Source organism: uncultured Marinococcus sp. (assembly GCF_947493875.1).
GTDB lineage: Bacteria > Bacillota > Bacilli > Bacillales > Marinococcaceae > Marinococcus.
Genome location: NZ_CANLSU010000001.1, coordinates 163,221 through 175,460, shown reverse-complemented (window position 1 = coordinate 175,460; position 12,240 = coordinate 163,221). Strand labels below are relative to the sequence as shown.

Annotated in this window: 10 protein-coding genes; 4 read left to right on the top strand and 6 right to left on the bottom strand. The window is 50.4% G+C overall.

Annotation, left to right across the window (positions count from 1 at the left end):
• The first annotated feature begins 2 nt into the window (after positions 1–2).
• From Q0757_RS00835 to Q0757_RS00820, 4 genes are all read left to right on the top strand, one after another.
• Positions 3–179: a hypothetical protein gene (locus Q0757_RS00835; protein WP_298783740.1), complete on the top strand. Its 177-nt coding sequence runs from the start codon at positions 3–5 to the stop codon at positions 177–179.
• 28 nt (positions 180–207) lie between these two features.
• On the top strand, positions 208–1,197 hold the full coding sequence (trpS, locus tag Q0757_RS00830) for a tryptophan--tRNA ligase (RefSeq protein WP_298783738.1): 990 nt from the start codon (positions 208–210) through the stop codon (positions 1,195–1,197).
• 83 nt (positions 1,198–1,280) lie between these two features.
• Positions 1,281–1,559, top strand: coding sequence for a hypothetical protein (locus Q0757_RS00825; protein ID WP_022793239.1), 279 nt, complete (start codon positions 1,281–1,283; stop codon positions 1,557–1,559).
• 13 nt (positions 1,560–1,572) lie between these two features.
• On the top strand, positions 1,573–4,128 hold the full coding sequence (locus Q0757_RS00820; protein WP_298783734.1) for a CBS domain-containing protein: 2,556 nt from the start codon (positions 1,573–1,575) through the stop codon (positions 4,126–4,128).
• A 37-nt stretch (positions 4,129–4,165) separates the two neighbouring features.
• On the opposite strand, the gene fabF is transcribed toward Q0757_RS00820, so the two are convergent.
• From fabF to Q0757_RS00790, 6 genes are all read right to left on the bottom strand, one after another.
• Positions 4,166–5,410 carry a beta-ketoacyl-ACP synthase II gene (gene fabF, locus Q0757_RS00815; RefSeq protein ID WP_298783732.1) on the bottom strand — a complete coding sequence of 415 codons (1,245 nt, stop codon included), beginning with the start codon at positions 5,408–5,410 and terminating at the stop codon, positions 4,166–4,168.
• Between the two features lie 153 nt (positions 5,411–5,563).
• Positions 5,564–5,737, bottom strand: a complete 174-nt coding sequence (locus Q0757_RS00810) for a hypothetical protein (protein WP_298783730.1) — start codon at positions 5,735–5,737, stop codon at positions 5,564–5,566.
• 127 nt (positions 5,738–5,864) lie between these two features.
• Positions 5,865–6,815: an ornithine carbamoyltransferase gene (gene argF, locus Q0757_RS00805; RefSeq protein WP_298783729.1), complete on the bottom strand. Its 951-nt coding sequence runs from the start codon at positions 6,813–6,815 to the stop codon at positions 5,865–5,867.
• A 3-nt stretch (positions 6,816–6,818) separates the two neighbouring features.
• Positions 6,819–9,983, bottom strand: a complete 3,165-nt coding sequence (locus Q0757_RS00800) for a carbamoyl phosphate synthase large subunit (RefSeq protein WP_298783727.1) — start codon at positions 9,981–9,983, stop codon at positions 6,819–6,821.
• Positions 9,976–11,055 (bottom strand): carbamoyl phosphate synthase small subunit, encoded by a 1,080-nt coding sequence (locus Q0757_RS00795; RefSeq protein ID WP_298783725.1) that lies wholly within the window; start codon positions 11,053–11,055, stop codon positions 9,976–9,978. Before Q0757_RS00795 ends, Q0757_RS00800 begins: the two co-directional genes overlap by 8 nt.
• Positions 11,056–11,079: 24 nt before the next feature.
• Positions 11,080–12,237 carry an acetylornithine transaminase gene (locus Q0757_RS00790; protein ID WP_298783723.1) on the bottom strand — a complete coding sequence of 386 codons (1,158 nt, stop codon included), beginning with the start codon at positions 12,235–12,237 and terminating at the stop codon, positions 11,080–11,082.
• Positions 12,238–12,240: the final 3 nt, after the last annotated feature.

Here is a 12,240-nt window from a genome sequence, read left to right as displayed (position 1 = left end):
CTATGACAGACCGGATACGTTTATGGATGGCCGTAACAGCTTTCTTGTGGGTGGCAGCGCTTGTCCTTCAGGCGCGGTTGTCCGATGTCCCCGCCTGGCCGGGATTTCTGCTTTTTATTCTACTCGTATTTGAATGGGCCGCTGTGCTTATCCTTAAGTATAAAGGCCGACAGGAATAAGTTTTTGACAACGAAAGGATGTATACTTATGAAAACCGTTTTTTCCGGCGTCCAGCCGAGTGGTACGCCAACCATCGGCAACTATTTAGGAGCAATAAAACATTTTGTCGACTTACAGAAAGACTACCGGAGCTTTTTTTGTATCGTAAACCAGCACGCCATTACAGTACCACAAAATAAGAAGGAGCTTCAGCACAACACCCGGAGCCTCGCAGCTTTGTATATCGCTGCCGGGCTTGACCCTGAAAAAGCAACCATCTTTATTCAATCGGAAGTTCCTGCCCACGCCCAGCTTGGGTGGATGCTGCAATGCATCGCCTATATCGGGGAGCTTGAGCGCATGACCCAGTTTAAGGACAAAGCGGAGGGCCGCTCGGGTGTGCCCGGCGCTCTTTTGACCTACCCGCCGCTGATGGCTGCGGACATCCTGTTATACGGTACAGAGATTGTCCCTGTTGGAGAAGACCAGAAGCAGCACCTCGAGCTGACGCGGACACTCGCGGAACGGTTTAACCAGCAGTACAACGATATATTCACTGTTCCGGAAACAAAAATCGCGGGCAGTGGAGCCCGGATTATGTCTCTTCAGAACCCAGAGAAAAAAATGAGCAAATCCGACTCCAATCAAAAGGCTTTTATCTCCATGCTTGATGATGAAAAGACGATCATGAAAAAAATGAAAAGCGCTGTTACCGATTCCGGTCGGGAGATTCGCTATGATCCTGAAAACAAACCCGGAGTAAGCAACCTCCTTACTATTTACGCCATTTCCAAAAACATCAGCATCGAAGAGGCAGTGCAGAAGCTCAGCTCAGAAAGCTACGGCTCTCTTAAAGAAGAGACCGGTGCCGCCGTTACTGATATTCTCGTACCGCTTCAGAAGCGCCACGCGGAGCTGATGAACTCTTCGGAGCTCGATAACATCCTGGACCAGGGGGCCGAAACGGCCCGTCAGGCTTCCTCAAAAATGCTCGCAAAAGCAGAGCGTGCCATGGGTCTTGAACGAAAAAAACGGTAGAAGCTCCCAAGTCGGGAGCTTTTATTTTTTCCTTCCCGGGTATTAGTATAGGGAAAACACATCTCGCACATGGAGGGTCGCAAGTGACTGTACGAGAAGAAAAGCAAAAACAGCTGCGGGAACTACTGAAGGAGTCCGAACAGCTGCAGCAGTCCATCAATCAGCTTGCCCGGGAGCTTGCGAACGAAACCCGGGTACTGCAGGTGCACTTATACAAAGAGCAGAAGGACCAGCTTGAAGATATCACCCGCTATTTTGACGAGGTGAACATGGAGGCTGATCAGACGCGCCCCGAGGCCATTCTTACGATGGCTCTCAATCATTTCCACAGCCATTTGATGCATGTGAAAAATAACGACTAAGGAGGCAGCTGCCATGGATGTAATTTTAACCCACCGCCATATGGACTTTGACGCTCTCGCTTCTGCTGTAGCTGCTTCCAGACTTTATCCGGAAGCCCGCCTCGTTCTGCAGGACGACCAGTCCGAGGAAGTCAACGAGTACCTCGCTCTTTTTAAGGATGAATTCCCGTTTGTTTCCTCCCGGCATATCGACTGGGACGATCTGCATACAGTGATTTTAACCGATGTCTCCGAGCCGGATCGGGCCAGGGATGGTCTTGCCTTTTCCTCGGCTCCTTACTGGATCATTTATGACCATCACACAAATAAAGAAACACCTGATTCAACGGAGGCCTCTATTGATGCCCGGATTGAACCGACAGGAGCTGCTGTCACTATTCTCATTGAAGAATTGATGCAGCGCCAGCTTTCTCTTACTCCGGTCGAGGCTACCCTTTTTGCTCTTGGTCTTTATACCGATACCGGATCGCTCGTCTATCCTAGTACAACGCTTAGAGACCTTCAGGCTGCTGTATTTTTAATGGAGCAGGGGATGAATTTGGATACCGTCGGTCAATACATGGAGGATTCACTTTCTCCGGATCAGCAGTATGCTCTGCGGGCCTACCTCGGAGCAGCAGAGGTCATTGAGCGCGAAGGGCTTCAGCTGTTGATTACCAAATTCGATTCCGGCGACAAGCATATCGGCGGCTTGAATACCGTTACCTCCAATTTAATAGAAACAACCGGTGCGAGCGCTGTCATTACTTTAACCAGGGCCCAGGGCAAAATATTTGTTATCGGGCGCTCGGCCACCGACCGTATTCACCTCCCCGACATTTTAGCCCCCTTCGGCGGAGGCGGCCACTCCCGTGCCGGATCGGCCACTATCAAGGATCAGCTGCTCGACGATGTTTACGACCAGATCAAATCACAGCTTCAATCTGCAATCGGCCGCTCCATTACGGCAGAAGAACTGATGAGCAGACCCGTAAAAACACTGAAGCCTGAAACGACGATCCGGGAGGCAGAAGATATGGTGCTCCGTTACGGACACAGCGGCTTTCCGGTAGTAAACGACCAATATGAATTAGTCGGCATTATTTCCCGTCGTGATATTGATAAAGCCATGCACCATCAGCTCGGACACGCTCCGGTCAAAGGCTATATGAGTTCCAATCTCCATACCGCAGCCCCCTATCACCGGTTTGAAGAACTGCAGCAGCAGATGGTCCACCATAACGTCGGACGGCTCCCTATCATTGATCACCGCGGAGCATTAATTGGCCTCGTCTCGCGCAGTGATATTATTGCCCGTCTGCGTGAAGATTCCACTGCCTCCGAAACCGTCAATATGGAAGAGAATATGCGCATGACTCTGCCGGACTCTATCCAGCAGTGGCTTCGGGCCGTTGGAGAGGAGGGCGCCCGGCAGCATCTGCGCACCTATCTGATCGGTGGAGTCGTTCGCGATATTATTTTGCAGAAGGAAAATGAAGATATTGACATTGCCGTTGAAGGCGACGGTATAGCCTTCGCTTCGGACATTGCTTCTAAATGGCACGGCGAACTCCACAAGCACGAAGCCTTTGGCACTGCTACGATTACCTGGCCGGACGGGTTAAAAATGGATATCGCAAGCTCCCGGACCGAATTTTATGAAAAACCCGGATCCCTGCCGGACGTGGAGAGCTCCACCCTGAAAGAAGACCTGTTTCGGAGGGATTTTACGATCAACGCCATGGCTCTTGCTCTTCACCCCGAAGAGTTTGGGGATCTCATCGACCACTTTTCTGGGCTCGAGGATTTAAAACGGGGGGCCATACGGGTGCTCCACAATTTAAGCTTTGTGGAAGACCCGACCCGTATCCTCCGTGCCGTCCGCTTTGAACACCGTTTTGGCTTTGCGATGGATCATGAGACGGAAGCGTTTATTGCGCAGGCGGTTAATGCTATTCATGCGCTGTCTACTGATAGAATACTCGCTGAATTTCAGCGCCTGACTGCCGAAATGCCTCCCGCCCAGCTGTTTTATCGTCTTCAGAAGCTTGATGTTTTATCTGCGTTCCTTCCTGGCGCTGTATGGGACGACCCGGCCGAACGGCTTCTTCCGTATATTACCAGTCTCCAGTCATCATTGTTTATGACCCTGCTTCCGTTATTTCTACAGGAAAGCGGGCGGGTGCTTTCTGCCGAGCGGGTCGCCGTCCGGAAACAGGATAAACAGCTTGTCCGGCACGTACACCACCTGCTCGATGAAAGCTGGGATGCCTCCATCGAAAAACCCGGTGATTTTCACCGCACTGCTGCCCATGTGTCCCCTCTTTCTGTTGAAATTGCTGCTTACTGCCTTGAATACAGTGCCGGGCACCCGGAAAAAGCGGCTCTGCTCAGACAGTACCAGGACAAGTGGCAGGACCTGCCGTCGTGGGTTTCTGGCGCTGAACTTCAACGTCTTGGCCTCCGTCCCGGACCGCTTTATAAATTCATTATCAGCGAAACCGAAAAAGGGATTATTAACGAAGAAATTACTTCCTCCCAAGAAGCACTGGATTACGCTGAATCTCTTATTCACAGCTATCAGTCTTAAATACAAAAAAAGCCTGGGCACAGGGGCCCAGACTTTTTTATGCCTGCCATTTTTTAAATGCCAGCGTAGCATTATGTCCGCCAAAACCAAAGGTATTGCTTAAAACGGCCTGGATATCACCTTTCCGGGCTTCGTTTGGCACATAATCAAGATCACATTCCGGATCCGGCTCGTGCAGGTTAATAGTTGGAGGTACGACGTTATCCTTTAAAGAAAGAATACTAAATATTGCCTCAATACCTCCGGTCGCTCCAAGCAGATGACCGGTCATCGATTTGGTGGAGCTCATCCATACATTGTCTGCATGCTCCTGAAATACCTTTCGTACAGCTGTCGTTTCAAATTTATCATTGTACTGTGTACTCGTACCATGGGCGTTAATGTACTGAATGTCTTCAGCTGTAAGTCCCGCATCATCCATAGCCATCTGCATGGAGCGCTGGGCACCTTCACCGTCCGGCGCCGGAGCGGTCAGATGATACGCATCCCCGGTAGAGCCGTAGCCGACGATTTCAGCGTAGATTTCTGCCCCTCTCGCTTCGGCGGATTCCAGGCTTTCAAGCATCAGTATGCCCGCTCCTTCGCCCATCACAAACCCGTCCCGGTTTTTATCAAACGGACGCGACGCCGTATTCGGATCTTCATTCATGGTGATCGCCTTGGCTGAACTAAAGCCGGCAATCGCCATTTTTGTGATCGGAGCTTCTGTGCCGCCCGTAATCATAGCATCAGCATCGCCGCGCTGAATCACTTTGTACGCGTCCCCAATCGAGTTGGAGCCTGTGGCACATGCTGTCACCGTACAGGAATTCACTCCTTTGGCACCTGTGTAAATGGACACCTGGCCGGAAGCCATATCCGGGATCATCATTGGTACAAAGAACGGGCTGACGCGTTTATAGCCGCGCTCCATAAAGTTCTGAAACTGGGTTTCGTACGTTTCCATGCCGCCAATGCCGGAGCCTATCCAAACACCGGTCCGGGCTGCATTTTCTTCAGTAATTGTATAGCCGGAATCCTCAAGTGCCTGCATAGAAGCCACAATAGCAAACTGAGTGAAGCGGTCCATTTTCCGCAGCTCTTTCTTTTCCAAATAAGCCGATGGATCGAAGTCCGTTACTTCTCCCCCGATTTTCATCGGAAGCTCGGAGACGTCCATCCTTTCGATAGCACTAATGCCGGAGACTCCATCAACAGCATTTTTCCACGAAGATTCCACTGTCTGGCCCAGCGGGTTGACTGTTCCCATTCCTGTTACAACCACTCGCCTGTTTTCATTCATGCTACTCTCTCCTTTGTTATCTTCCACATTCTCATGTATATACTCCGTGCCTATGTACGAACCAGGCTGGATATTTTCATTAGTCTGGGAATAATTTTATACGAGTCACGCACGGTTGTCTACTTTCTGCACACCGTTTTATTCATATAACCTTTATTCCTTTACGAACGAACGGTGGTATGTCCATTCGGCGATCAGCGCTCCCGTGATAGCTGTAAGAATGGCCGTCGTCTGGCTTCCCTGGAAAAAATAAACGATGCCTAAATATACAGCGATCAATACGCAAATAAAAATTATTACCCCTGCTGCGGCACGCTTCACTGTCATGTCATCCCTCCCGCTGTTTACCGGCTTCCCGGCAATTATACAAGCAGAAACAAGCTAATCCAAGTGTTTATCCTCCTTTCTTCGCATAAAAGAAACCGTCCCTGTACATTAGGAACGGTTTCCCGGTCTAGCCGATGACCGAAGCAAGTATTGCCTTTTGCACGTGCAGTCTGTTTTCCGCTTCATCATAAACAGCTGAATGAGGACCGTCAATGACCGAAGCCGCTACCTCTTCCTCCCGGTGGGCCGGGAGGCAGTGTAAAAACATGTAGTCTTCCGAAGCTTTTGCCGTAAGCTCTTCAGAAATCATAAAGCCTTTAAAGGCCGCGAGGCGCTTCGCCTGCTCCTCTTCATAGCCCATGCTCGTCCATACATCCGTATAAATAACGTCCGCTCCTTTTGCTGCTTCTTCAGGGTCTTTTGTGCGGGTGACAGATGCTCCTGACTGCTCCGCTGCCTGCTCAATCTGCTTCCATACGTCCGGATCCGGGCCATACCCTTCCGGTGCTGCGAGCACCGCGTCCATCCCCATTTTCACGCTTGCTATGATCCAGGAATGGGCGACATTATTCCCGTCGCCGATAAAGACACTTTTTAAGCCCTCAAAGCTTCCCTTCCGCTCCTGCACCGTAAGCAAATCAGCAAGCGCCTGACACGGATGATACAGATCCGTGAGTGCGTTGATAACCGGTACGTCTGCATGTTCAGCGAGCGCCTCGACTTTTCCGTGATCGTTTGTCCGGATCATCAGCGCATCAACGTACCTCGAAAGCACCTTGGCTGTGTCCTGGATCGGCTCTCCGCGGCCGATCTGCATGTCCCGGGGGCTCAGGAATAAGGAATGGCCTCCCATCTGAGTCATAGCTACCTCAAAGGACACGCGGGTTCTCGTTGACGCATTCTCAAAAATCATTCCAAGGGAACGATGCGCGAGATGATTATAATAAGCGGAGGGGTTTTTCTTCATGTGTGCTGCCAGCTCAAGCAGCTGCTTGATTTCCTCCGCTGAAAAATCAAGCAGCGTTAACATACTCTGTTGCTGCAGGGTTGAGGCAGAATTATTCAGATTTGTTGCCATTTGCTACACTCCTTTTTCGGACAAAGCGTAATTTTGCAGCCAGGATTCAATTGGGGCAGGCAGCTCCGGCGTCCCTTGAATCGCCTGAACCATCACACTCAGCGTACGTGCATTCGTTACGATCGTTTTACGTTCAATTAACGCTTTCTGGCGGCGCCCTTTGCCTGTTTTATGGCCAATCTCCGGAATACTGATAAATGCTGAAGCATCCTCTGAGTAAATCCATTCATCAAATGGTTTGTGCTGCGGGAATACTAATGTATAGCCCATGCCTTCCAGTTTGTCCAGGGAGGGTTTTGCTTTTTCGTATTCCCCGGCAGCAATTTCACAGTAGACACTCCCCGTTTTTTTGAACAGCAGAGGGATTTGCGTTTCCGACCAGGCAAATGCTTTCTGGAAGGCCCCGGAAAGATCTTTTGATATGCCGATCAGTTCCCCGGTGGATTTCATTTCTGCTTCCAGTACCGGATCAAGCCCGCTTAATTTATCGTTGGAAAAGACCGGGGCTTTCACCGTATAATAGCCCGGCTCTTTATGAAGCCCTTTCTCATTTGTCCACGTTTTAAGTGAATGACCAAGCAGAAGGTGAACCGCTCCTTCAATCACTTTCTCACCGGTGATTTTGGCAAAAACCGGCACTGTCCGCGACGCTCTTGGATTTATTTCAATCACGTACAATTCGCCGGCGTCATAGACGAACTGAATATTAAAGATACCGTGAAACTCCATGCCCTCCGCAATTTTCTGCGTGTAGTCCACCAGAAGCTGCTTCACCTCTTCACTGATACTGAACGGAGGAGTTACAGCCATGGAATCGCCCGAATGAACACCCGCTTCCTCTACGTGTTCAAATATACCAGGTATCCATATGTCGCTGCCGTCTGTTAACACATCCACCTCAAGCTCTGTACCCGGCTTGTAGGAATCAATCAATATCGGGTATTCAATATCATTGGCCGGATCTTCAATATACTCCACCAGTTCTTCCTCTTTGGTCGCAATCGCCATACCACGGCCACCGATGACGTAGGAAGGTCTGAGAAGCACCGGATAACCGATTTCTTCTGCCTGCTTCAGCGTTTCCTCTCTGCTGTGGCCGGAAACTCCCGGAATATGCGGAACGTTCACCTGCTGCATAAACTGGTAGAAGCGGTCCCGGTCTTCGAGCTGGTCAATAATATCAGATGTCGTGCCGAGCACTTCCATCCCTGCTTGTTCAAGCGACTCAGTGAGCGAGATCCCTGTCTGCCCGCCAAGCTGTACGATCACTTTCGTTACGTGCTCTTCCCTGGCTACGTGAAGCACGTCTTCAGCCGTGAGCGGCTCAAAGTACAAATGATCCGCCATTTCAAAGTCGGTGCTTACCGTTTCAGGGTTATTGTTTACAATTACCGCTTCGTAGCCGGCTTCTTTCAACGCCCGCGCCCCGTGCACCGAGCAGTAATCAAATTCAATCCCCTGCCCGATCCGGATCGGCCCGGAACCGACAACCAGTACTTTATTTTCGACCGGTTCGGCCTGGCGGTCGCTTTCCTTGTACCAGCTGGAGTAGTAGTAAGGAGTCTCCGCAGTGAACTCCGCTGCGCACGTATCAACCATATGATACGAAGGGAACATATTCAGCTTGTTTCTCAGCTGAAGTATTTCTCCAATCTCCACTCCGGAGAGGACGTGCAGCTGTTCATCCGTAAAGCCGGCCTTTTTCCACAGGAGCAGTTGCTCTTCATCCCAATCCTCCCAGGAAAGCCCAGCAATATCTTTTTCTTTTTGAATAAGGGCAGAAAAGGTCCGCAGGAAAAAATACTGAATACCGGTTTTTTCATGAATGGTTTCCATATCCCCGCCGCGGCGAAGCCATTCCATAATGTAAAAGAACCGCTTATCGTTTTGCTGCAGGATTTCGTTTAAAATATTTTCATCAGCCGTCTCCCTGCATTCCGGCAGAGCCAGCCCGTCAAGTTTAATCTCCAGTGACCTTACTGCTTTCTGCAGCGCGGCCTCAAGATTTCTTTCAATAGCCATGACTTCCCCTGTCGCCTTCATCTGCGTACCAAGCGTGCGGTCTGCGTAGGAAAACTTATCAAATGGCCAGCGCGGAAACTTTACTACTACATAGTCGAGCGCCGGTTCAAAGCTTGCGTACGTATGTCCGGTGACCGGATTTAACAGCTCATGCAGGTGATAGCCAATGCTGATTTTGGCTGCCATGCGGGCAATTGGATAACCGGTGGCTTTAGAAGCTAAAGCGGAAGAACGGCTCACTCTCGGGTTTACCTCGATCAAATAGTACTGCTTGCTGACCGGGTCGAGCGCAAACTGGATATTGCATCCGCCCACAATCCCAAGCGCCCGGATAACCTTTAACGAAGAGCTCCGAAGCATCTGGTACTCTACGTCCGTCAGGGTCTGGGACGGCGCCACCACGATGGAGTCTCCGGTATGAACGCCTACTGGGTCGATGTTTTCCATGTTGCAGACGGTGATGCACGTGTCATTGGCATCCCGCATCACTTCGTACTCAATCTCTTTAAACCCTGCTATGCTCTTTTCCACCAGGCATTGGTGAATCGGACTTGCCTCCAGCCCGCCCTCGATGATGTGGCTAAGCTCTTTTTCATTTTGGGCAATGCCGCCTCCGCCTCCGCCAAGGGTGTACGCCGGGCGCACGATAATCGGATATCCGGTTTTTTCCGCAAATGTCAGTGCTTCTTCCTTTTTCTCCACAATTTCGCTTTCAGGTACCGGCTCATCCAGTTCGTGCATTAGTGCGCGGAATGCTTCTCTATCCTCCCCCTGCCGGATGGATTCGATCGGCGTACCAAGAAGCTCCACCCCGTACTTTTCGAGCGTCTGCTGTTCGGAAAAAGCAAGCGCGAGGTTTAAACCGGTCTGTCCGCCAAGGGTGGCGAGCACGCCGTCCGGGTGCTCCTGCTCTATAATCCGCTCCACTGTTTCTACGGTGAGCGGCTCAAAATATACTTTGTCGGCACAGGTGTTATCTGTCATTACAGTTGCCGGATTGTTATTCAGCAGAATAACTTCAATGTTTTCTTCCCGCAGTGCCAGGCATGCCTGGGTGCCTGAGTAATCAAATTCTGCAGCCTGCCCGATGACGATCGGACCAGAGCCGATCACCAGTACTTTGTTTATTTTTTTATCTCTAGGCATAGGTGGCTTCTCTCCCTTTATTCTCTATCGTTTCCAAAAATTCATCAAAAATTTCTTCGCTGTCTGCCGGCCCCGGGTGGGCTTCCGGGTGAAACTGAGCTGTCATGATTGGAAATTTCGTATGCATCATGCCCTCTACCGAACCATCGTTGACGTTTTTGTATTTTATCCGGAAAGACTCTTTTGGAAGAGACTCATCGGTGACAACATAGCTGTGGTTTTGAGAGCTCATAAACACTTTGTTCGTCTCCAGATCCTGTACCGGCTGATTGGCGCCGCGATGACCGAAACGAAGCTTTTCCGTATCCCCGCCGAATGCAAGTGCAAGGAGCTGGTGACCCAGACAGATTCCTAAAGTCGGATAGCCTTCGGCAAGCTCCTTATAGGTGCTCAAATAATGGTCAAGCTGCTTCGGGTTGCCGGGGCCATTGGAAAACAGCAGGCCGTCCGGAGCCAGGTCTTCAATTGCATCCTTCGGTGTATCATAAGGCACAATCGTTACTTTGCACCCTTTTTTGTTCAGCTGGTCCACCATCGACTGCTTGTAGCCAAAGTCCATCACTACTACGTGCCGGTCGCCGCTGCCGACCGTTATCTGCTTGTCCACCGTTACAGTATTAATCACATCGCGCTCTCCGAGTGGCTCATATTCCCCAACATCCACAGATTCCGGGCTCCCGGTCATTACTGCGCCCATATCGCCTTTTTCCCGGATATTTTTGACTAAAGCCCGCGTGTCCACGTTTTCCATAACGGGAATTCCGGCCGCAAGCGCTGCTTCCGCTAGTGTCTGGTCGCCTTCATAATGACCCGAATTGCTGCAGGCTTCGCTGACTATGATCCCCGCCGGCTGCGGCTGCGTACTTTCATTGTCTGTTGGATTCACGCCGTAGTTTCCGATTAACGGATAAGTGAAGACTACTATCTGGCCGTGAAAGGAAGGGTCTGTCATTACTTCCTGGTAGCCGGTCATTCCTGTAAAAAATACAATTTCCCCATACGTATCCGGAAAGGCTTGCTGCCAGCTGCCTTCAAATATTTCGCCTGTTTCCAATTTTATATAACTTTTCATCTACAAACCCTCCTGGTACGTTTTTTATTTTTCAAGCACTTCTCTCAGTGCTGCTGCGGCTTTTTCCAAGTCATCGTACGGAATTGTCAGCGGCGGCAGAAGCCTCAAAGTATTAGGTCCTGCAGCAATCAGCAGAAATCCTTTTTTCTGCATGGCGAGTACATAAGGTGCAGCACTTTCGGTAAGCTCTATGCCAATCATAAGTCCCGGTCCGCGTATTTCTTTTACCACCGGCAGGGAAACGATTTTTTCTTCAAGAAGATTCGTGAAAAATCGTCCTTTTTCTGCTGCCATCTTCGGGGCGTTAATACTCATCAGCTTTTGAAGCGTTCCTTCAACAGCAGCCATAGCAAGCGGATTTCCGCCAAATGTAGAGCCATGGGCCCCAGGGCCAAAGGCCTCCTGCAAATATCCTTTGCCGATCATCGCCCCTACCGGAAATCCGTTGCCAAGAGCCTTTGCCGTCGTTACGATATCAGGGCTCACGCCTGCCTGCTCATAGGCAAACATCGTACCAGTGCGTCCCAGGCCTGTCTGTACTTCATCCACAATCAGCAGTGCTCCGTGCTGCCGGGCAAGCTCCGCGGCTTTTTGAATAAATGCCGGACTTCCTGGAATAACACCGCCCTCACCCTGCACCGGCTCAAGCATAATTGCCGCGGTGTTTTCATCCACAGCTTTCTCCAGTGCATTCACATCGTTATACGGTAAATACTCAAAGTCCTCGAGCATGCGGCCAAATCCCTGATGAATGGCGTCCTGGCCGGTTGCTGCCATGCTTCCGTATGTCCGCCCGTGAAAAGACTGGACAAAGCTTTGGATTTTCGTACGCCCGGTATATTTTCTGGCGCACTTTATAGCTGCTTCATTTGCCTCTGTACCACTGTTTGCAAAAAATACAAGATCCAGTCCTGAAAGCTTCGTCAAAAGCTCTGCAGCGCGCTCCTGCTGTTCATACTGAAAAAAATTGGAGCCGTGCCATCCGGCGTGCAGCTGCTTCTCTACATGCTTTATTACATCAGGATCACCATGGCCAAGATTGACAACGCTGATGCCAGCCATTAAATCCGTGTATTCTTTTCCTTCTTTATCCGTGACGGTACAGCCCTCTGCATGTGAAAAAGTGAGTTCCCATCTTTTATACGTTTCAAATAGGTGCGATTTCTGTTCTGTCTGCTGCATTGT